Annotated in this window: 15 protein-coding genes; 9 read left to right on the top strand and 6 right to left on the bottom strand. The window is 48.2% G+C overall.

Translation table 11 applies throughout. The features are described 5' to 3' along the window. Positions 1-23 precede the first annotated feature (23 nt). The 3 genes from P2W84_RS14310 (at position 24) to P2W84_RS14300 (ending at position 3,561) form a co-directional block, all read left to right on the top strand. Positions 24-1,019, top strand: coding sequence for a PorP/SprF family type IX secretion system membrane protein (locus P2W84_RS14310; RefSeq protein ID WP_276090834.1), 996 nt, complete (start codon positions 24-26; stop codon positions 1,017-1,019). Between the two features lie 33 nt (positions 1,020-1,052). Then, positions 1,053-3,056, top strand: coding sequence for an OmpA family protein (locus tag P2W84_RS14305; RefSeq protein WP_276090833.1), 2,004 nt, complete (start codon positions 1,053-1,055; stop codon positions 3,054-3,056). A 133-nt stretch (positions 3,057-3,189) separates the two neighbouring features. Continuing rightward, a complete protein-coding gene (locus P2W84_RS14300; protein ID WP_276090832.1) occupies positions 3,190-3,561 on the top strand; it encodes a hypothetical protein in 372 nt (123 codons plus the stop codon). Here P2W84_RS14300 and P2W84_RS14295 read toward each other — a convergent pair. Next, positions 3,536-6,739, bottom strand: a complete 3,204-nt coding sequence (locus P2W84_RS14295) for a LamG-like jellyroll fold domain-containing protein (RefSeq protein WP_276090831.1) — start codon at positions 6,737-6,739, stop codon at positions 3,536-3,538. The genes P2W84_RS14300 and P2W84_RS14295 overlap by 26 nt on opposite strands. A 99-nt stretch (positions 6,740-6,838) precedes the next feature. On the opposite strand from P2W84_RS14295, the gene P2W84_RS14290 reads away from it, so the two are divergent. Beyond that, positions 6,839-7,033, top strand: coding sequence for a hypothetical protein (locus P2W84_RS14290; protein WP_276090830.1), 195 nt, complete (start codon positions 6,839-6,841; stop codon positions 7,031-7,033). A 1-nt stretch (position 7,034) separates the two neighbouring features. On the opposite strand, the gene P2W84_RS14285 is transcribed toward P2W84_RS14290, so the two are convergent. From P2W84_RS14285 to P2W84_RS14270, 4 genes are read right to left on the bottom strand one after another with little or no spacing between them, the layout of a single operon-like run. After that, a complete protein-coding gene (locus P2W84_RS14285) occupies positions 7,035-7,889 on the bottom strand; it encodes an N-acetylglucosamine kinase (protein ID WP_276090829.1) in 855 nt (284 codons plus the stop codon). A gap of 17 nt (positions 7,890-7,906) precedes the next feature. After that, positions 7,907-9,196: a TolC family protein gene (locus tag P2W84_RS14280; RefSeq protein WP_276090828.1), complete on the bottom strand. Its 1,290-nt coding sequence runs from the start codon at positions 9,194-9,196 to the stop codon at positions 7,907-7,909. A 34-nt stretch (positions 9,197-9,230) separates the two neighbouring features. Next, on the bottom strand, positions 9,231-12,344 hold the full coding sequence (locus tag P2W84_RS14275; RefSeq protein WP_276090827.1) for an efflux RND transporter permease subunit: 3,114 nt from the start codon (positions 12,342-12,344) through the stop codon (positions 9,231-9,233). Positions 12,345-12,349: 5 nt separating this feature from the next. Beyond that, complete coding sequence (locus P2W84_RS14270; RefSeq protein ID WP_276090826.1) at positions 12,350-13,444, bottom strand: efflux RND transporter periplasmic adaptor subunit; 1,095 nt, start codon at positions 13,442-13,444, stop codon at positions 12,350-12,352. A 189-nt stretch (positions 13,445-13,633) separates the two neighbouring features. Between P2W84_RS14270 and P2W84_RS14265 the strand changes: the two genes are divergently transcribed. Next, positions 13,634-15,379 (top strand): PDZ domain-containing protein, encoded by a 1,746-nt coding sequence (locus P2W84_RS14265; protein WP_276090825.1) that lies wholly within the window; start codon positions 13,634-13,636, stop codon positions 15,377-15,379. Positions 15,380-15,469: 90 nt separating this feature from the next. On the opposite strand, the gene P2W84_RS14260 is transcribed toward P2W84_RS14265, so the two are convergent. Beyond that, complete coding sequence (locus P2W84_RS14260) at positions 15,470-15,937, bottom strand: hypothetical protein (protein WP_276090824.1); 468 nt, start codon at positions 15,935-15,937, stop codon at positions 15,470-15,472. A 161-nt stretch (positions 15,938-16,098) separates the two neighbouring features. On the opposite strand from P2W84_RS14260, the gene P2W84_RS14255 reads away from it, so the two are divergent. The 4 genes from P2W84_RS14255 to P2W84_RS14240 all read left to right on the top strand — a co-directional run bounded on the left by P2W84_RS14255 (position 16,099) and on the right by P2W84_RS14240 (position 21,898). Further along, entirely contained in the window at positions 16,099-17,130 is a 1,032-nt protein-coding gene (locus tag P2W84_RS14255; RefSeq protein ID WP_276090823.1) for an Atu2307/SP_0267 family LLM class monooxygenase, read from the top strand. Positions 17,131-17,212: 82 nt separating this feature from the next. Next, positions 17,213-18,997, top strand: a complete 1,785-nt coding sequence (locus P2W84_RS14250; protein WP_276090822.1) for a long-chain fatty acid--CoA ligase — start codon at positions 17,213-17,215, stop codon at positions 18,995-18,997. 98 nt (positions 18,998-19,095) lie between these two features. After that, the gene (locus P2W84_RS14245) at positions 19,096-19,554 is read left to right on the top strand and encodes a MarR family transcriptional regulator (RefSeq protein WP_276090821.1); all 459 of its coding nucleotides are present in this window, start codon (positions 19,096-19,098) and stop codon (positions 19,552-19,554) included. Next, positions 19,532-21,898 (top strand): 3-hydroxyacyl-CoA dehydrogenase/enoyl-CoA hydratase family protein, encoded by a 2,367-nt coding sequence (locus P2W84_RS14240; RefSeq protein WP_276090820.1) that lies wholly within the window; start codon positions 19,532-19,534, stop codon positions 21,896-21,898. Before P2W84_RS14245 ends, P2W84_RS14240 begins: the two co-directional genes overlap by 23 nt.

Genomic DNA, 21,898 nt, shown 5'->3' with positions numbered 1-21,898 from the left:
CAAAACTGAAAAACAACTTAGTTATGAAGAAGCTAATCAATATACTGGCAGTGGGAGCTGTATTGTGTTTCGGAGCCACAAAGGTCTCCGCACAGATAGATCCGCACTTCTCCCAATACTATGCGCATCCGCTTTGGCTTAACCCGGCGCTGACGGGTGTGACCGACGGCGAATACAGGGTTTCTCTTAACGCCAAGCAACAATGGGGGTCGATATCCAATTCATTCCTTACCGGGGGTGCTTCCTTCGATATGGCACCTGTAAAGAATCTGGCGTTTGGTGCCATGGTATTAAACCAGAATGCCGGTGATGTCAGTTATAATCATCTCAATGCACTGGTTTCAGGTGCTTATCGTATACACTTTGGTAAACAAGGGTTGAATATGATCAATTTCGGATTGCAGGCAGGTATTCTTAACAAAAGCTTTGATCCTTCAAAGATTACCCTTGGTGCCCAATTCAATCCTCTAACCGGCTATGACCCTAATTTCGGTATCAACGAGTCATTCGCTTCTTCAAATACACTTGTTCCTGATGTGAATGCAGGGATTATGTATTTCGATGGAAACCCAGGACAACTGGTAAATGTTTTCGCCGGAGCGATGGCAGGCCACCTGACAAGGCCCGTTGACAAGTTTCTAGGCAGTAGCGTACGCATGCCAATTCGCTACGCCGCACATGGAGGGGCAAGGATCAAGGTTTCGGAAGCGCTTGACGTTACTCCAAATGCACTGTACATGAAACAAGGCAATGCGCGGGAAATTGCCGCAGGTGCATATGCGCAACTGATGTTAAACCAGGAGACAGATCTGCTGTTCGGTTCCAACTACAGGGTAGACGATGCAGCGATCGCATTTTTTGGCCTTCATCTGAAGAATATGGTTTTCGGGGTAAGCTACGATTTCAATACTTCCAACCTGAGCAGGGCTACGAGAAGTCAGGGTGGACTTGAGCTTTCAGTTTCGTTCACCAGCAGGAAAGGCTTGTTTGGTCCCAACTTTTTCTGTCCAAGGTTATAATCAAACGCGATAACTATCAAATTACTTTTACAGATGAAATTGCTTAAAACAATATTGATCCTGTGCTTATTTTCAACAGTGGTAAATGCGCAGTTTGTAACTGACAGCAAAAGGGCAGCTGATGTTTACTTTCAGAATAAGGAATATTATGCAGCTGCTGAGTATTATAAGAAGACATTACAATTGTCGGCGGACAGTTCCGGTTTTGTAGTGCCTTATGGCTTTATTAACAAGATAAAGCAGGAAAGCCCGGATAAGAGCGACTATGAATACAGCGTATTCCAGCTTGCAGAGTCCCTCAGGCTGTATAAGGACTTTAAAGATGCGGAGGCCTGGTATGCTATTGCCAAAGGGTTTACTGAGCCGAAGTATATTTTAAGCGGCTTCTGGTATGGAGAGACTTTGAGAGCCAACCAGAAATATACAGAAGCAATTGAGGCATTTAATGATTTTCTTTCAAAGTACAAGGCTTATGACACTTACCTGGCCAAAGCCAGATCAGAAATCGCTTCTTGCCAGTTTGCACTTTATGAGTTACGTTATCCAAGGCTGTTTAAAGTCAGCAGGCTGAATAACGGTATCAATGACAAAGGGTCCAATTACGCAGCGGTATGGAATAATAGCAGTTTTTATTTTACCTCTTCAAGACCCGTAGGTTCATCAGGGAAGAAAGAGGTGCTTACAGATAAGGATAATGCGAAGGTAAGCAAACCAGAAACACCTTATCTGAACGAGATTTACGAAGCCTCCGGAAATCCGCTTACAGACAAGGTGACCATCCGCAAGATCGTGACATCGGATGGTAAAAACAGGGAGTCAGCAGCTCCGGCATTGCATCCGAATGGTAAAGCAATGTATATTACCGGCTGGAACAATAATGGAGAGAAGAAAATCTATCAGCTGGTAGCTACTCCAGGCACTTCCAAACCCTGGTCTGAGCCCATAGAACTTCCGGCACAGGTTAATGTTAAAGGTTTTAATTCTATTCAGCCTTTTATTACCAAAGATGGTAAATACCTTATCTTTTCTTCCGATAAGCCAGGCGGCTCGGGTAAATATGACCTTTGGTATTGCCCGTTAAGAACTGATGGTTCTTTGGGGCAGTCTGTAAATATGGGACCTGCGATTAATACCGCAGATGACGAGCAGGCACCCTATTATAATTCTGATAGCAAGAAACTTCTTTTCAGTACAAATGGAAGAGTAGGTATGGGTGGATATGACTTCTTTGAGAGCGAAGGTGAATTTGGGGCGCTGTCAGTACCCAGAAATCTTGGTTTCCCTTTCAACTCATCTAAAGATGATATGTACTTTACCCCTTCAGCTGATCACGATTCAGAGGGATACATTAGCTCTGACCGCGAATCCTTGTGCTGTCTTGAGATATTCCATATCCAGCGCCAGTATCTGACTGTCAAGGGAATAATCCTGGACTGCAATACACTGAAACCGCTTGCCGGGGCAATGGTTACCCTAAGCGATTCGGCAGGTTCACAGGTTCAGATCACCAGCGAATCAGGTGCCTATAACTTTCAGCTTAATGCTAACCGTGGCATGAAGATCAAGGCCGAAAAGGATAAGTACTTTGCGAAAGTACTGACCTACACTAAAGAGGACATGATGAATAAAGATACGCTATTCAGTCCGGAGATATGCCTTGTGCCGTTTGAGGTTGACAAGCCGATAGTGCTCAAGGACGTATTCTACGAATTTGATAAAGCGACCTTAACCGAGGACTCGAAAACCAAACTTGACTATCTGTATACCATTATGGTAGATAACCCGAGTATTGAAATCGAACTTAGCGCCCACACCGATAGTAAAGGGTCTGATATTTATAACCTTGATCTTTCCAATCGCCGTGCTAAATCCTGTGTCGATTACCTGATATCAAAGGGAATTTCCCAATCGAGGATGACGAGCAAAGGATATGGTGAATCAAGGCCTGTGGCACCCAATACGCTACCCAATGGCAAGGATAACCCTGAAGGAAGGGCACTTAACAGGAGAACTGAGTTCAAGGTGACCAAAAAATAAATGTATTTTTTCTAAAGCAATACTCTTTCTGAAAACCCCGGGACATGTTTCCGGGGTTTTTTTATTTAAAAAAAGAACGAGAAACTTCAGGTCAGATCCGGCTAAAAATAATACATTTTCAAAAATACAACCGATGAAAAGACGTATTTGCCAACAATGCGGAACCCAACTTAGGGGCAGGACCGATAAAAAATATTGTAATGAACGCTGCCGGGCGAGAAGCAGATATTTGTTCAGGAAACAACAGGCAACCAATCCGGTACGCCTGATCGATGCCAGGTTAAAACAGAACCGCAACATGCTCAGTAACCTCCTGTCACAGGGAATCCATCAGGTAAGCAAAGCACAATTGCAGTCCGGAGGTTTTGACTTTACATTCTATACTTCCATAAAGCACGAGTGTCCGGAAAGCCTTTCCATCTATTGCTATGACTTTGGTTATTCAATCGTCGACGATATCAATATCAGGATCTTTGAAGTTACAGCTTTACCAGTTTTAGTATAACAGGCTTAGATCCCGGTAAACTTAACTTCAGCAGGTATGTGCCGGTTTCGAGTTCATGACAACTGATCATTGTTCCTCCCTTACTGACAGGCAGTGCCCTGTATGCGGCTCTGGTCTTACCTGAGAGATCAGTAATTTCTAAATCCATAATCGTATTCTGTTCAGCGGGCACTTCTACAAAAAGGTCAGAGGATACCGGGTTTGGGTAAATCCGATAGGACCGCCCCGGTTTAATATTTGTGTGCGGTCGGGTTTGTGTTATAGAGTCTTTTTTGGCAGTGAGTTCAAGCACAAACCGTCCTTTGCCTGCAGCAACTTCTGCTGCCTTGGTGTTAAAAAATGTATAGTCAAATGAAGTTTCGTTTACCTTGATCAGGTCGTTCGTATAACGGTCGTTCAATTGGATATCTGCAAGTTGCAGAAGTGGCTCGCTTAACTGCAAACCTAGACGACAGCTGCCTTCCCCTGGTAATATAGTATGCAGTTCCAGCCTTGCCGGTAAAACTAGCCTTGCACGTTTTTCAATAGCCATTAGCGTATCGTTTCTTTGCACTGCAATACTGACAAGCCCTTCATTGATCTTTGGAGCATCAAGTTCGTCTATACAATCGTTACCGTCCTCTGTAAAGCTGACACGATACGTGTCAGTATAATTTCCGTAGGTAAGACAGGCGCTGATTTCCTGTACCGACGCTGCCCGGTTAATATTTTTAGCAGACGCTAAAGCAGACTGAGGCCGGGAGGATGACAAGAAAGCTGGCACGGTAGCGGATTTTTTAGCCGGCTCATTGAATCTGACCATTCCAAAGGTTTTTCCAGAAACCACCCTTACGAAGAATCCGGTACCTGAAGGGATTTCCGTGTCAGGCAAATCAGTGACTTTATAATCCTTATTCATTGGGTCATACACCCAGATATATGGTCCCAGATTCTCTTTTTCAAGTGCGCCCCATATCACAGGTGCAGGATAGGGGTTTCCAACCAGGTTAAATCCGTCCCCGGGAGTGCCGTGATTGATATTGCTCAGTTTAACAAGTAATTCTCCGGTAAACACTTTTCCAGTATATCTGATGCGGTATCCGGCAGGATTAGAGAATACAGGCCCCTGCACTTGTTCTAAATAGGCGTTAGCGGCGTCCCTTGGCCCTCTGGAAAACACAAAGACGCCCCTCCCCAGCGGTATGGTGGCGGTCATGTCGGCTATTGGAACATACTTCTCGACCAGGATACCGGTTTTTTGTGGGTCGTGGGTATAAATCGTATGGTTGTTCAGGGGAGACGGATCGAATCCCTTCGCCGTACCTCCCGGTCCGGTGATAAACATAGCCTGTTGATAAGCAGAAAGCGTATATGCAGGCAACTCAGTATCCGTGTTCTGAAATACCGGCGATGACAGCAACCGCCAACCCCTGGCTGATCCTGGGGCCGGATACATTCCCGTTACCCAGTATTGCACATTTACATCGCCTGTGATGGCTGCTGTTTCCCTGTTCAACACCGGTAAAATCCTTGCCGTGCTTTTTCCAGGGGTGTCCGTCAGGGTAAGAAAGCCACCGGCATCCAACACGCCAGACCTTAGGTCGAGCCATGCCGCCACATCCAGCGGAGTTTTCAGCACTACGGTGTCTGTAAGTGCAGTCTTGTCTATTTCCATCTTGTCCGTGTAAGCATGCCCCCTTCCGCGCAGTTCCTGCCTTACACTTTTCCCTGAGATCAAAAGCCCGCCTGACTTAATGCTGCCATCGTTGACCACATCTCCCAGGCAAGTCAGCACTCCGGTCAACTGCATTGACGCTTCCGCATTCAGGCACAGGGTGCAACTGACTTTTATGCCGGCAGCACTGGTCAGGCTGGCGCCCTCCCGTACAATGAGCCTGCCAAATGTCAGACCTGTTCCCCCACTGATGACAGCCGATTTACCTGCACCGATCACTACATTCCCGGAAGCAGATGGCATTGCTGAATTTTTCCAGTTGGCAGCCAGATTCCAGGAATTGCCTGAGGTTCCTGTAAATGTCGCAAACTGAGCAGGATCATATTCCTCTTCGCCGGCTGAAATAAATCCACCCGGATCGTTCTGGTTTATACGCTGGGTATTGTACCATTCAGCTTCCCGGGATGTACTTTGTATCCGCAGTTCATCCAGTACTCCTGAAAAAGACATGCCGCCCTGTTTAGCCTGCCCGATCCGTAACGATCCGCCGGTACCCAGTACATTTGAAGATTTACTGCCGATAATTTTGTCGTCCAGTCTGATATTTGCCACCGCCGACGAAACAGTGATCACCAGGTAATGCCATTTGTTGACTTGCAATGCCGTGCTTCCTGTGATGATCGAAACCGACATGCTGCGGTACATTTCCAATACAGGTTTTCCGTCGGTCGTCAGTCTGACGACACAGCCATTACGTATATTTCCGCTAACGCTGTCATTGGCAAAGATGACCTGATCAGAGCCAGCCGATACCGGTTTCAGCCATAGGGAGATTGTAAACGATGAAGAAACGGCTTCCGCAGAAGCCAGGCAGCCATTCTTACCACTGAACCCCGCACCTGTTCCGGCTTTGCCATTTACTGCCTGTACAGCACCCGCAGCTCCATTGGTCAGTAGGGTCCTTGCGGTTACACCGAGCGCGTCAGGTACGTTGCCGGACGATACCCCGTCCATGTGCCATACCCGCAGGAAGTCACTCGTCCAGGTCATTACAGAGGGAGTGCTGTAAGGATCATTCCATATAAGCCCCCCATAATACAAATAAAGTGATGTTGCAGCAGTAGCCGTACCATTTGCAGATAGTGAAGCCAGCCTTACCCAGCAACTCAATTTACCCGACGATGGTTCATAATGTTCCAATTGGAAGTTCAGGGATACCGAGGGAGAAGAAGCCAGTGCAAAGGAAATGTCCATTCCGGCAGCATCGGCCACCTTGTTGGCGCAGGAGCCCGGTACATGGACGAGGTCTGCATCCTGTATCTCGATCAGTACCTGGAAATCGCTGAGGTCTTTGACCACAGGTTTTCCGTTTTCGGTCACCGTAACCGGTAATACCTTACTTTTATCAATCGTGATCTTCTTCCTGTAGGCATAGCCCGTCATCCATGACTGGGCACCAGCCTGTTCTGCAAGGGTCAGCACCATAATAAGGCCCACCCATTTCATCTTTTCCGTTAAACACATGCGGACAAAGATGACAGCATAAGCGTAGACAAACGCATATTATCCGGATAAGTTCAAAACCGACTTTTTTTTGACAGATCATTTATCTAGCATTGCCTTATGAAAATAACGAAATACCTGACCGCACTGTTACTGCTTGTCTTCCAACTGTGCATTATGATACCTGCGGCCAGAGCTGATGAAGACCCGGGCGTTCCCGGAGGCGACCCCGATGTTCCCCTGGATGGGGGAACAGGGATATTACTGGCGGCGGGTGCGCTCTATGGTTTCAGAAAACTTAAAAAAGCGAAGTGAATTACGCCAGGATACCCTCTTTGCGCAGAATATAGTTATAAATGCCCTCGATGGGCTTCTGCAGGATCTTACCTACGTTCACCCCGTTTTCTCTACATACGGTACTCAGCATATCCTGATAATAGAAGGCGATGGAACCTACAAAGTGACAATCCAGACTCCTGTAATCGGGGTAATCCTTGATATTCGTATCGATAAATTCCTGGAACCCCTCGCGCAAAATACCCTGTATATACGGATGTTCCATGTGTGCGGACATAAAGCGGCTCACCGAAGCCAGGTATATATTCGGTGCCGGCTTCTGGTAAACATTGGTAATTACCGCTTCCTTGTCGATCTCATAGGCAGCAGACAATTCTGTACCCAGATCTGTAGGCATATGGCCATAAAGGTAAGCTGTGATCAGCTTGCGGCCGAAATAAGTTCCGGACCCTTCATCTCCCAGGGCATAACCGAGGCCGTGAGCCCCGTTGTGCAGGTCCTTTCCATCAAAAAAGGAAATATTAGAACCCGTGCCCAGGATGCAGGTCAGGCCCGGCTTGTCCCCGCAGGTCGCGTAGGCCGAGCCCATCAGGTCATGCTCCACTGATACATAAGCATTGGTGAAAAAAGAAGAAATCCCGTTAGAGATGAGTTCAATTTTGTCAGGAGAGGAGCAGCCCGCCCCAAAGAAATAGATTTCCCTGACCCGCTCCGCATAAACAGCAAGCTCCTTTTTCCTGGAAAATAACTTGAAAATATCATGGGCATTCAGAAAGTAGGGATTAATCCCCTGCGTACTGAAGCTGACGGTTTCGTCCGGGCTATAACCCATCCAGTCTGTTTTGGAAGAACCACTATCTGCTACTAGAATCATGGTCTAAAAATAGCAAATTATCGGATATTTAAGGTCCCGCTGATTTCCTTCAGGCTAATTTCGTTCAGCTTTGCCTGGTACCGGGCTTCCAGCAGTCTGGTTACTGCATCAATTGCATTTCGCTGGGCCTCACGGAGTTCGAGCGGTGCGATGCTTCCGAGGCGGTATTTTGCCAGAGTAATGTCCAGACTTTGCCTGGCAATCTCTACATTGTTGCCTTCTACTTTCAGCAGATTCAGGCTGGTCTGGTAATCCTGGTAGGCAGCGGTCAGCTGGGCACTGATATCCTGCCGTGTTTTCTCCAGCGCCAGTTCAGACGAATTCACTGAAATCTTTGCATTCCGTTCGTTCTGCCGTTGCAGGAAACCGTTGAAAATGTTCAGACTGGCTGTTACGCCATAGGTAAAACCTTTAGTCTTCTGCTGTGTATTGAAGCCGGTCGGGCTGGTACTGCGCTGGTATTCATAACCACCGTTCACCCCGATCACGGGGTAACGCTGCCCCTTTATCTGCTTAAGGTTCAGTTCCGCCAGTTTTTTGCTGATGAAGGCATTCTGCAGGTCAGGGTTCAGCTGTTGCATCTGGCCCGCGAGCGTAGTATAGTTCAGTGCGCTGTCCACAGTAATATCACCTTCAGCGATAAGATCTGTGTTCACATCGCGGGCCATTACCTGGTTCAAAGCTGTCTTCGCATTCTTCAATAAGCCTATCTCCTGCAGATAAGCAGATGTGTCTGTGTTGTAGTCTACCTGAGCGGTAATTACATCCAGTTTAGAACCACGGCCTATTGATAACTTATTATTTGCTATTCGCAGGCGCAACTGAGAGACGTCCAGGGCACTGTCCCTTGCCATTACCAGTTGCTGCTCCTTCAAAACGTTGTAATAAGCTGAAATCACGGTGCTGATCGTATTGAGTACCGTAGCCTTAGCCGTTACCTCACCTTGCTTTTGTAGTTCTTTCAGCCGTTCATAATTGGTAAACATCTGCAGGCCATCGAAAATGGTCCAGCCAAGTGATGCCCCGTAACTCATGTTTGTGTTGCGCACCCCGCTCAGCGTCTGTTCGTTGCCGTTGCTCTGTGTCCGGGTCGTATTCTGCCTGCTTCCGCCATCGGAAAAACTCGCATCTAGTCGTGGCAATAGCCCCGCGTTTCCTGCATTCACATTGTTCGTGGCAATCTGCACGTCGTTGTTCACCAGCCTGATGTCATAGTTGTTCTTCAGGGCCACGGTAACCGCTTCCTTCAGGGAAAGTTTTTCCTGGGCGTGTAACGGCATAAATCCCCAAATCATGACTATCGTCATAGCGGTGCCTTTGAGTTTATCATGTAACCAACTTCTAAACATGCCCGCTCCTCTCATTTTCCAAAGCAGATTTCAAAGATTTTTCCAGTTCTGTATTTGCTTTATGTTCTTTTGACCAGTAGGAGTAAATCGCTGGGATCACAAATAAAGTCAGGATCAGCGAAAACGTCGTTCCGCCAACGATGACGATACCCATGCCCATACGGCTCTTTGCCGCTGCACCCAGAGCCATTGCAATTGGCAAGGCACCTATCGCGATGGCGAGGCTTGTCATCAGGATAGGACGCAGCCTCGCTACTGCAGCTTCCCTGATGGCATCGTGGATACTTGCGCCCTTTTCCTTCAGCTGGTTGGCGAACTCTACGATCAGGATACCATTCTTCGTCACCAGTCCGATCAGCATGATTGTGCCGATTTGACTGAAGATGTTCCAGCTCTGGCCAAATAGCCATAACGAAAGGAAGGCCCCTGCTACTGCCATCGGCACCGTAAGGATGATGATCACCGGGTCTATGAAGCTTTCGAACTGCGCCGAAAGGATCAGGTACACCAGCAGCAATGCCAGTCCGAAGGCAAACATTGTATTCGAAGAACTTTCCTTAAAATCCCTCGATTCTCCGCCCAGATCAGTAGTAAAGGACTCGTCCAGTACCTTGGCCGCAATCTTGTCCATAGCGTCCAGGCCATCACCAATACTTTTACCCGGAGCCAGACCTGCCGATACCGTCGCCGATATAAAGCGGTTGTTACGGTACAATTGCGGCGGGCTGCTTTCTTCGCGGGCTGTCACCAGGTTGTCCAGCTGGATCAGCTGATTCTTGTCGCTGCGTACATATACGGAACTCAGATCAACCGGGTCCTTTCGGTCATTCACTTCAAACTGCCCGATTACCTGGTATTGTTTGCCATTCATGAAAAAATAGGAAAAGCGCTGTCCGCTCAATCCCAGTTGCAGTGCCGAACCGATGTCTGATGCCGAAATCCCGAGATTTTTTGCCTTGTCGCGGTCTATCGTCAGGTCAATTTCCGGTTTATTGAATTTCAGGTTTACATCAGAAGTTGTAAAAGTCGGATCTTTGGAAACCTCATCCATAAATACGGGAACCTTTTCCCTCAGCTTTTCGAAATTCTGAGCCTGTATAATGTAATTGATCGGGAGGCCGCCACGGCGCCCCACAGAGATCGTCGGCTGCTGGGTCACCACCACTTTACCTTCTGTATATTTCCTGGTAATAGCGGTTAGTTTATTGGCGATGTCTGCCTGCGAACGCTCGCGCTCATCCGGGTTTACCAGTCCCATCCTCACAAAACCGCTGTTGGTAGATGCTGTACCACCGAAACCGGGAGATGTGATGGTAATGTTTACCTTCTTTTCCGGGACGGAGTCATTCACCATCTGCTGAATCTTGCTGATAAAGCGATCTGTAAATGCAAACGTGGAGCCCTCTGGTGTAGTCACGTTCATATTGATCGCGCTGCGGTCGTCATAAGGGGCTGTTTCCTTAGGCAACACATTCCAGAACAAAACGATCAGGCCTACGCAAACCAGTATGACCGGTATTGCCAGCCAGCGCCTGTCCAGGAAGATGTTCAGTTTTTCTTCATACCATTCGTTCAGGCGCACGAAATAAGGCTCGGTCAGATTGTAAAACCTGGATTTCTCATGTCCCGTGTTCTTCATCAGGTATGCATTCAGCATAGGGGTAAGTGTCAATGACACAAAGGCGGAGATGAGTACCGCCGCGCCGATCACAATCCCGAATTCTCTGAACAGTCTGCCTACGAAACCCTGGAGGAAAATAACGGGCAGGAACACCGCCGCCAGCGTGATCGAGATCGAGATCACCGCAAAGAAAATCTCGTTTGAACCTTTGATGGCCGCTTCAAACGGAGAATAACCTTCTTCCACTTTTTTGAAGATATTTTCGGTCACCACAATGCCGTCATCCACCACCAGGCCCGTCGCCAGTACAATCGCCAGCAGGGACAACACATTAATGGAAAAGCCAAAAATGTACATGATGAAAAAGGTAAAGACCAGCGATACGGGTATGTCCAGCAAAGGCCTGATGGCGATCGCCCAGTCTCTGAAGAACAGGTAAATGATCAGGATCACCAGGATCAGTGAAAGAATGATCGTCTCGGCTACCTCTGTTACTGATTTCTTAATGAACAGCGTGTTATCGAGCGAGATGTTCAGTTTAATGTCTTCCGGTACATCTTTTTTCAGTTGCTCGAAACGTTTGTCAAATTCTTTGGAGATGTCCAGGTAATTGGCCCCCGGTTGGGGGACTAGACCTACGGCTACCATCGGCTTTCCAGATTCTCTCAGCACGGTTTCTTCATTTTCTGACCCCAGTTCCGCGTAACCCACATCCTTCAGGCGTACTACGTTTCCGGTATCATTTTTCAGGATGAGGTCATTGAATTGCTCCGCATTCGTCAGCTTGCCCAGCGTCTTTACGATTAGTTCCGTATTGGCCCCCGTGATCTTCCCCGAAGGCAATTCTACGTTTTCCCGGTCCAGTGCAGTCACAATGTCCTGTGACGTCAGTCCATAAGCGGACAATTTATCAGGCGATATCCGGATACGCATCGCATACTTGCGCTGACCCTGTATCTGCACGCTGCTCACCCCGGTAATCGTCTGCAGGCGGTCTGCGATCACATTTTCCGCATAATCACTCAGTTCCATGACGTTGCGCTTGTCACTTTGAATCGTCATGGTAATCACCGCATCAGAGTTTGCGTCCTGCTTGCTCACAACCGGGTTCCCATCGATGTCTTTGGGCAGGCTTCTTGCCGCCTGCGACACCTTGTCGCGCACATCATTGGCCGCGTCGTCTATGTTTTTGTCGAGGTTAAACTCGATGGTTATATTGCTGGAGCCCTGGTTGCTCGAAGAAGAAATATTCCTGATCCCGTCAATACCGTTGATCGACTTCTCCAGCGGTTCGGTGATCTGCGACTCGATGATGTCTGCGTTCGCCCCGGGATAGGAAGTTCGCACCGACACCACCGTCGGGTCAATGTTCGGATATTCCCTGATGCCCAGGAAATAATAACCGATCACCCCGAAAAGCAGGATCATCAGGTTCATTACAATCGCCAGTACCGGCCGTTTTATACTAATGGTCGAAATACTCATAGCGATTATTTTTTTACCAGGTTTACCTTTACCGGTGCATCTTGTTTCAGGGCCATCGCCCCCGTTGTCAGTACCGTATCCCCAATCTTCAGGCCAGAGACCACTACAATCCGGTCTGCCGTGCGTGTACCTGTTTCTATCTTTACCTGTTGTGCTTTTCTGCCCTTGCTGATGTATACTGTTTTGCCGTTCAGCACCGGGATGATCGCTTCGTTCGGGATCAGTATCGCGTCCTTCAGCGTGTTCAGCTTCAGTTTGATCCTTGCAAAGGAGCCTGGCAAAAGTTTATTGTCCGCATTCGGCACCAGCGCTTTGATCTGCAGTGTCCGGGTCTGGACGTTGACGCCCGGTTCAATCGCGTAGACCTTCCCGGTAAATGTCTTGGTAAAGCCATCGGTAGTGAAACTGATCTCCGAACCCTTTCCGATCTGTCCGATGTACTTCTCTGGTACTGAAAATGCGATCTTCAGCGGGTCGATGCTCGACAGTGTAGCAATCACTGTAGCGGGCGTAATATAACCGCCTGCAGAAACCGAACGCAGGCCTATTCTGCCACTGAAGGGCGCTACGATTGAAGTCTTTGCCAACTGAGCCCTGATGAGCTGGGTCTGCGCCCTCAGGGATTGCAGGTCAGCCAGGGAAGTATCGTATTCCTCCTGGCTGATGGCCCCCTTTTCCAGCAATTGCTTAGAGCGGTTCTCATTGGTTGCCGATAACCTTTCCCTGGTCAGTGCATCTTGCAACTGCGCCTGAATATCTCTGTCATTGATCCTGACGAGCACACTACCTTTGTTCACATTAGATCCTTCCGTAAAATTGATCTTGGTCACCAGCCCCGGAACCTCGCTGTGCAGTTCCACGGATTCGTTCGCTTCAAGTGTTCCTGTAATGTCCAGATCCGAACTGAAGTCTGTCACTGCAACCACGACGCCATCTACGTTCATTCCGACTCCGGAAGATCCGTCCTTCCCGCTTTTCATACCCTGCCGGCCCCTTCCACCACCTTGCTCCTCTATTTTTTTATTGGCAGATATGCGGTAATAGACCAGGTAGGCAAGGCCAAGTATGATGATCGTGTAGATAATGTACTTTAGCTTCATGATTTCGTGTAATTCTCTTTAGTCAGCATGCAAAAATATTCAAATATGGTACCTCAGGCCGCTTGTATTAAGGATGTTACAGCCTATTCAGGCTTCATCTCGGTAAATGTTACATCTCCTGTAAAATATAGTTAATTTTGCAGCATGAAAGCCACAATAGCAGGAGTCTTAATTTTATTAGCAGCCAGTATGACCAGCAGATCACAGGTAAAGATCGGTTTTGAGGTGAGTTTCACCGAGCCTCAGGCCCACTATGCCGAGGTACAAATGGACCTTTCGGGTTTAGACAAGGACTACATCGATCTTAAGATGCCTGTATGGACGCCCGGATCTTATCTCGTGCGTGAATTTGCCCGCAACATCGAAAGCTTTAAGGCAAGCAGCGACGGCAAAGCCCTGAGGTTTGAAAAGGTAAGAAAGAATACCTGGAGGATTTATAACAATAAGGCTGGGCAGGTCAGGGTCAACTACCGTGTCTATGCCTTTGAGATCAGTGTTCGTACCGCTTTCATTGATGAAAGCCATGCATTCTTATCGAGCAGCGGCATCTTTCTGTATCCGGACGGTATGCTCAACTTGCCAAGTACCGTGCAGATCAGGCCTTACAATGGATGGAAAAGTGTATCTACAGGCCTGGAGCCTGTTCCCGGAAAGGCTTTTACTTATACCGCGGCAAATTTCGACATTCTGTTTGACAGCCCGATCGAAGTAGGTAACCAGGATATTTTTGAGTTTACCGCTTCAGGCGTGAAGCATGAGGTAGCCATGTACGGCGGTGGAAACTATGATAAGGAAAGACTTAAAAAGGACATGGCCAGAATCGTGGAACAGGCCACTGCCATTTATGGTGAAAATCCAAATAAGCACTATACTTTCATCGTTCACAATTTCCAGCAGGGCGGGGGTGGCCTGGAACACCTCAATTCTACGGTACTCGGCAGCACCCGGGACGGTTACAGCGATGAAAAGAAATATAAGGAATTTCTTGCCCTCGTAGCTCATGAATATTATCACCTGTGGAACGTAAAGCGTTTGCGTCCAATGGCGCTTGGTCCCTTTGATTATGACAATGAAAACTATACGACCAATCTTTGGGTGGCAGAAGGATTCACCTCTTACTATGAGAACAAACTGCTGCTCAGGTCTGGTTTCAGCAGTACACAGCAAACCGTACAGAACCTGGCCGATGCCATTTCTGTGGTCATGAATACCCCCGGATCAAAAGTGCAGTCAGCAGCAGAAGCCAGTTATGACGCCTGGATCAAGGCTTACCGGCCTAATGAAAACTCCAGTAATTCAACCATCTCTTATTATAATAAAGGAGAAATCATCGGTATGCTTATGGATATTGAAATTGCAAAGGCTACCAAAGGCAAAAGGAATCTTGATGATGTGATGAACGCGATGTACGATGCGTATTACAAGAAACAACAGCGCGGTTATACTGATGCCGAGTTCAAGGCGATGGTGGAAAAGATAAGCGGTATCAGCTTCAGTCCCTTCTGGGACAAGTACGTCAATGGTACCGACGAGATCGAATATGAAAAATATTTCGGTTACGCAGGCGTGACGGCGAAAGACCTGTATAAAGGCAACCAAACACCTTACCTAGGTGCAGCTTCCAAACGGGTAGAAGGCAGTGTCGTCATAACCAAGGTGATACGCGGTACGGCAGCCTGGGATGGCGGCCTGAATGTTAATGATGAAGTGCTGAGCGTAGAAGGCTTACCGGTAGAGGCGTCCATAGACAAGATGTATGTCATTACCAGCCGCAAGCCTGGTGATCTTATTACGATCATGGTACGCAGGGACGGGCTCATCAAGACCATTGGCCTGAGACTTAAAGCCAATCCCAATGTAAAGATAGAAGCCACCATAGATCCTGCGGCCAGCCCGGAGCAGGTTGCTGTTCGTAAAGGCTGGTTAGGACAATAACTGAATAGGCCAATAAAAAAGGAGCAGAATTCTGCTCCTTTTTTATTAACAATAGGATAGATGTAGGGGGGATGTTATTCAGTCGTCTTATTAAAATGCGTAGCGGAGTGATATGCCGAAACGGGCTGCCGTAAATTCAGTGCCCTGATTCAAGGTAAACATCGGGCGCCAGTCAAAGGCGAAGTCGATGGGAGCACCCGGAACTTTGAAGTCAAGGCCTGCTACCGGTCTGAGTTGAACTGCTGTGTCGTGCTTGCCAAATAGGAAATTCGGGCCGACACCAATGTACCAGTCCAGTCCTTTTGCACCCGCAATGCGGTCGTTGTACTGAAATTCTGCACCCAGCCCAACTACGCCACCGTCAAAAAACACCAGGTTTCCATCAATTGCTCCGTTACGTGAAAAGAAATGCTTCGCGTTAAAGCCAACGCCTGTAGAGCCATCACCGGCATCGATGCGCATACCTAATGCGGTCTTATAATTCTGTGCCTGGGCGTTGGTTGTGCTTACCAGGAAAGCACCTGCGCACATCATTAGGGTAAAGATTAATTTCTTCATAGTGGTTATTTTGTTTGTTTTTCTAAGATTAAACAACATTAACAACTATTGTGCCGTTCTGTTGAGCTACTTCAGTATGATCTTGCCGATCTTAACCTACATCAATGCGTCACGATATATTAATTGTCTAATTTTGAGCAGATCAAGAAAGGAAATAAATTATGGAATTAGGAATTGGAATGTTTGGCGATCTTTCGTTTGATGCGCAGACCGGGAAGCCCCGTGAAGCAAAAACAAAACTCAGAGAGATACTGGAACAAGTGAAACTTGCTGATGATATTGGTCTTGACGTGTTCGGGCTTGGTGAACACCACCGGCCGGATTACGCGGTCTCATCACCGGAAATCGTATTGGCTGCTGCGGCCGGCATTACCAGGAACATTAAACTCATGAGTACCGTTACTGTATTGAGTTCAGCTGAACCCGTTAAGGTCTACCAGGATTTTGCGACGATAGACCTTATTTCTGATGGAAGGGCAGAGATCGGTGTCGGTCGTGGCAGTTTCATCGAATCCTTTCCCCTGTTCGGGTACAGTTTGAGTGATTACAACCAATTGTTTGAAGAAAAACTGGATCTGTTGCTCCAGATCAATAATCATGAAATTGTCAACTGGAAAGGCAAGCTTCGTGCACCACTGGTAAATCAGACGGTATTACCCCGGGCACTCAATGAAGGCAGGCTTCCTGTCTGGGTGGCTGTAGGAGGTACTCCGGAATCTGTACTGAGGGCTGCAAGATTAGGTTTGCCGCTCATCGTAGCGATTATAGGTGGTATGCCGAAACAGTTCCAGCCGCTTATAGAATTCTATAAGCAGGAATACATCAGCAATGGCCACGACCCGGCAAAAATGCAGATCGGCGTACATGCACATTCATTTGTGGCAGACAATGAGGCCGAGGCTGATGGGTATTTTGTCAACTATTCTGCCCAGATGGACAGAGTGGGGGCCTCCCGTGGCTGGCCACCTTATACAAAAGTTCAGTACAATGGCGGACGCGACGCTGAAGGCGCCTTGTTTATCGGTGAGCCGGCAGCGGTAGTGGATAAGATTTTGTATCTGCATGAAATGTTCGGGCTTACCCGCTTTATCGGTCATATGGACGTAGGTGATCCCTCTCATACCAGCATGATGAGGTCGATAGAACTGTTTGGTGTCAAAGTAGCGCCTGAGATCAGGAAGGCCGTAGGTTAAAATCAGTTTTTTCATTATTTTGCTTATCTTGATACAAGGAACCACGCGACGTTGAGCGGGTTCTTTAATTAAACGAAGTGTTATGGCCGGACCGATTACCAGGGTATTTGATTTGCTCAGATACAATTTAGCGCAGTTTCCCAAAGAAGATTTCATTAACGGCAAAATAGCGGGTAAATGGGTTTCCTACAGTACCCGGCAGTTTTGTGAAACAGTCGATGCACTTAGTCAGGGCCTGATCAGCCTTGGAGTGGGTAAGGGTGCCCGGGTAGCGGTCATGTCGCACAACAGACCGGAATGGAACATTGCGGATTTTGCCATTACGCAGTTGGGTGCATATCAGGTGCCGTTGTACCCGACACTGGCAGAACATGATATCGAATTTATCCTTACCAATGCAGAAGTGACGGTGATTTTTGTAGCTGATGAGGCACTGTACCGGAAAGTCATGCCGGTTTGTGAGAAAGTAAACGCCTCAATCAAGATATTTACCTTTAACAAGGTCAAAGACGCTGAATACTGGGAGACTTTGATGGAACTGGGCAAGCAGTCTGTTGCCGACCTGGAGGCTTATCGTTCAGCAGTGAAGCCGGATGATATCCTGACGCTGATCTATACCTCCGGAACAACGGGTACGCCGAAAGGAGTGATGCTGACGCATGACAACCTGGTGAAGAACTTCGAGAACTCTGCGGTATTGCTGCCGGAAGGAATAAAGAAAGGACTTAGCTTTTTGCCTCTGTCGCACATATTTGAGCGCATGGTGGTATATCTTTATATGTATGGAAACGTTTCAGTGTACTACGCGGAAAGCATGGATACGATCGTAGCCGATATACAGGACGTAAAGCCCAACGTTTTTTCTACAGTCCCGCGCCTGCTGGAGAAGGTGTATGAGAAGATCATGGAAAGGGGCAAGGCGCTGACAGGCATCAAGCGGAGCTTGTTTTTCTGGTCAGTAGGCCTGGCTGAGAAGTATGAGTTTGGCAGTGGCTGGTGGTATAAGATGCAGTTGGGCATCGCGCGTAAGCTGGTATTCAAGAAATGGCAGGAGGCATTAGGGGGCGAGATCGTGGTCATTATATCGGGCGGCGCAGCACTGAACCCAAGGCTGGCACGGATCTTCTGGGGTGCCGATATGCCGGTTTTTGAGGGATATGGGCTTACGGAAACCTCCCCGGTGATTGCGGTCAATCATTTTGGCAATACGATGTTCGGTACCGTTGGCCCGCCGATAGCGGGTGTCGAAGTGAGGATCGCTGAGGACGGTGAGGTACTGGTACGGGGACACGACGTAATGAAGGGCTACTATGGTCGTGACGACCTGACGGCGGAGACAATCGACGCTGAGGGTTGGTTCCATACCGGCGACATCGGTGAAATGCTGAACGGCAGATTCCTGAAAATTACCGACAGAAAAAAAGAGATCTTTAAGACGGCCGGCGGAAAGTATGTCGCGCCACAGACACTGGAAAATAAATTTAAGGAAACGCCACTGGTAGAGCAGGTGATGGTACTGGGTGAGAACCGTAAATTCCCCGCTGCCCTGATCGTGCCTAATTTTGCAGCACTGAAAAATTGGGCTGCAAAAAAAGGGATCAGTTATACTACCGACCAGGATATGGTGGACAATGAACAGGTGCTGGCTAAATTTGAACAGATCATGAAGGACAGCTGTAAGGATTTCGGACGTTGGGAACAGGTAAAGCGTTTTGTCTTACTGCACAAGCTGTGGAGTATAAATGGTGGGGAACTGACGCCGAAGCTGAGTCTTAAACGTAAAGTTATTTTGGAAAAAAATAAAGACCTTATCGAGAAGATCTACCGGGACGCGGAGGACTATCATGCACCTGAACACGAATCCTGAGTACTGCAAATCGCAGCAGGCGTGACAAATAATTAACAATCTGGTCTTGCAAAGTAAATTTATATTCGATAGCTTTGTTATGCAAGCATAGTATTTTGATGAAACAGCAGGAAACGGTAGACTATTATTTGAAGGTGGTGTGGCAGAATATGGCAAACACCTACAACCAGATCGCTTCTGGTTTTGGCATTACACAGGCAATTGGCTATGTGCTGATCAATATTGAGAAAGAAGGAACCGCGGTAACCCAGCTTGCGGGGCTGCTGGGTGTAAAGGCGACAAGCTTGTCGCGAATGCTGAACAATATGGAGGAACTGGGGTTAATATACCGTGAAGCTGCGCAGGGAGACAAGCGTTCAGTGAAGGTCTACCTGACAGAATTTGGTGTAGAAAAAAGACATGAAGCCAAAGGGGTAGTGATCGCATTTAATGAATACCTGAATGCGAACATGACGATACCTGAAAAGAATGCGCTGATCAAGACATTACAGAAACTGAATAAACTGACTTTAGCATATACAATCCCTAACCAACATGAGCAACAGAAAAATAAGTAAGGTAGCTGTTTTGGGCTCAGGCATTATGGGCTCGCGTATTGCCTGCCATTTCGCCAATATCGGCGTAGAGGTTCTGCTGCTGGACATTGTGTCTAAAGAGGGAGCCAGGAACAGTATCGTAGATGCGGCCCTTGCCACAGCGGTGAAGAGCAGCCCTTCGCCGGTTTATTCGCGGAAGGTGTTGGGTAAAGTTTCTACGGGCAATTTTGAAGACGATATGCCGAAGATCGCAGATTGTGATTGGGTAATTGAGGTGGTTGTAGAAAACCTGGACATCAAGAAGAAGGTATTTGAACTGGTGGAGCGGTTCCGCAAGCCGGGAACGTTGATCACTTCAAATACCTCAGGCATCCCGATCCACCTGATGGCAGAAGGCAGGAGTGATGACTTCAAGGCACATTTCTGCTGCACGCACTTTTTTAACCCACCGCGGTACCTGCGCCTGCTGGAGATTATCCCTACCCCGCATACTTTGCCGGAGGCGGTTGATTTCCTGATGCGGTATGGCGACAGGTTTCTGGGCAAGACCACAGTGATGTGCAAGGATACGCCGGCCTTTATTGCTAATCGGGTAGGGGTATTTTCGATCATGTCGCTGCTGCACCTGGTAGAAAAAATGGATCTGACGGTAGAAGAAGTAGACAAGTTCACAGGTCCTGCGCTGGGCCGCCCCAAATCGGCGACCTTCCGTACGAGCGATGTGGTGGGGCTGGATACGATGATTAAGGTTGCAAAGGGTTTATATGACAATGCTCCTGAAGACAAGGCACATGACTTGTTTAAACTGCCGGCATATGTGGAAAAAATGGAGGCCAGCAAATGGCTGGGCGATAAGACAGGTCAGGGTTTTTATAAAAAGACAAAGACACCTGAAGGTAAAACGGAGATACTGGCGCTTGACCTGAAGACGCTGGAATATAAACCGCAGGCGAAGGTGAAGTCGGCTACGCTGGACATGACTAAGCCGATAGCGCATGTACGGGAGCGGATGAAAGTATTTGCGGCTGGCAAGGATAAGGCAGGCGAACTGTTCCGGGCCTCTTCCTTTGGCCTGTTTGAATATGTTTCTGACCGCATACCGGAGATATCCGATGAACTTTACCGCATCGACGATGCGATGCGTGCAGGATTTGGCTGGGAACTGGGGCCTTTCGAAGTCTGGGAGGCTATCGGTGTAAGGGAAGCGATAGCAGGCATGAAGTTATACGGGCATGAACCTGCAGCCTGGGTAGTGGAGATGCTGGAAGCCGGCAATGAAAGTTTTTACAAGGTTGAAGGCGGGGTACGCAAATATTACGACATCCCTTCAAAAGTTTACAAGGCTTTGCCGGGTGCTGAAAGCTTCATCATCCTGGATAACCTTCGTGCGGCAGGGAAGGTGGTGTGGAAAAATGCTGGGGCCTCAGTGCTCGATCTGGGCGATGGGGTGCTGAACGTGGAGTTCCACTCGAAGATGAATACCATTGGCGGTGATACATTGCAGGCCATCAATAAGGCGATCGATATGGCGGAAAAGGATTACCGTGCGGTGGTGATCGGAAATGACGGCGCGAACTTCAGTGCAGGGGCAAACGTAGGTATGATCTTCATGATGGCGGTAGAACAGGAGTGGGATGAATTGAACCTGGCGGTAAAGCTGTTTCAGGATACCTCGATGCGGATCAGGTACTCTTCCATACCGGTGGTCGTCGCGCCGCATAACCTCACTCTCGGCGGGGGGTGTGAGTTCAGTCTCCATGCCGACCATGTGCAGTTGCATGCAGAAACGTATATGGGGTTGGTGGAATTCGGCGTAGGGGTAATCCCGGGCGGTGGCGGTACCAAGGAGTTTGCCCTGCGGGCTTCCGACGAATACCGGGACGATCAGATCGTTCAGCAGGTATTGCGCGAGCGTTTCCTGACGATCGGTATGGCAAAGGTTTCCACTTCTGCTGCCGAAGCTGCGGAGTTGGGTTATCTGCAAAAAGGCAAATATGCCATTACGATGAACCGGAGCCGGCTAATTGCGGACGCTAAAGCCCGGGCTGTAGAACTGGCGGAGGCAGGCTATACGAAACCGGTGCCACGCAAAGACATCAGGGTGCTGGGCAAACAGGGGCTCGGGATTGTCTACGCTGGTGCCAATACGATGTATTCAGGACATTACATTTCGGAACATGACAAGAAGATCTCTGAAAAGCTGGGTTGGGTCATGTGCGGGGGCGACCTTTCTTCCCCGACAGAAGTGACCGAGCAGTACCTGCTCGATCTGGAGCGGGAAGCCTTCCTGTCGCTTTGCGGTGAGCGCAAGACGCTGGAGCGCATTCAGAGCATCGTAACCACGGGCAAACCATTGAGGAATTAA

The organism is Pedobacter sp. JY14-1, from assembly GCF_029269825.1.
Lineage (GTDB): Bacteria > Bacteroidota > Bacteroidia > Sphingobacteriales > Sphingobacteriaceae > Pedobacter.
This window is presented reverse-complemented; position numbering and strand designations above follow the sequence as displayed.

Bases quoted from the DNA above. Each gene is read 5' to 3' on its own strand.
- P2W84_RS14310 (WP_276090834.1), top strand. From the start codon at position 24: ATGAAGAAGCTAATCAATATACTGGCAGTGGGAGCTGTATTGTGTTTC.
- P2W84_RS14305 (WP_276090833.1), top strand. From the start codon at position 1,053: ATGAAATTGCTTAAAACAATATTGATCCTGTGCTTATTTTCAACAGTG.
- P2W84_RS14300 (WP_276090832.1), top strand. From the start codon at position 3,190: ATGAAAAGACGTATTTGCCAACAATGCGGAACCCAACTTAGGGGCAGG.
- P2W84_RS14295 (WP_276090831.1), bottom strand. From the start codon at position 6,739: ATGTGTTTAACGGAAAAGATGAAATGGGTGGGCCTTATTATGGTGCTG.
- P2W84_RS14290 (WP_276090830.1), top strand. From the start codon at position 6,839: ATGAAAATAACGAAATACCTGACCGCACTGTTACTGCTTGTCTTCCAA.
- P2W84_RS14285 (WP_276090829.1), bottom strand. From the start codon at position 7,889: ATGATTCTAGTAGCAGATAGTGGTTCTTCCAAAACAGACTGGATGGGT.
- P2W84_RS14280 (WP_276090828.1), bottom strand. From the start codon at position 9,196: ATGACGATAGTCATGATTTGGGGATTTATGCCGTTACACGCCCAGGAA.
- P2W84_RS14275 (WP_276090827.1), bottom strand. From the start codon at position 12,344: ATGAGTATTTCGACCATTAGTATAAAACGGCCGGTACTGGCGATTGTA.
- P2W84_RS14270 (WP_276090826.1), bottom strand. From the start codon at position 13,444: ATGAAGCTAAAGTACATTATCTACACGATCATCATACTTGGCCTTGCC.
- P2W84_RS14265 (WP_276090825.1), top strand. From the start codon at position 13,634: ATGACCAGCAGATCACAGGTAAAGATCGGTTTTGAGGTGAGTTTCACC.
- P2W84_RS14260 (WP_276090824.1), bottom strand. From the start codon at position 15,937: ATGAAGAAATTAATCTTTACCCTAATGATGTGCGCAGGTGCTTTCCTG.
- P2W84_RS14255 (WP_276090823.1), top strand. From the start codon at position 16,099: ATGGAATTAGGAATTGGAATGTTTGGCGATCTTTCGTTTGATGCGCAG.
- P2W84_RS14250 (WP_276090822.1), top strand. From the start codon at position 17,213: ATGGCCGGACCGATTACCAGGGTATTTGATTTGCTCAGATACAATTTA.
- P2W84_RS14245 (WP_276090821.1), top strand. From the start codon at position 19,096: ATGAAACAGCAGGAAACGGTAGACTATTATTTGAAGGTGGTGTGGCAG.
- P2W84_RS14240 (WP_276090820.1), top strand. From the start codon at position 19,532: ATGAGCAACAGAAAAATAAGTAAGGTAGCTGTTTTGGGCTCAGGCATT.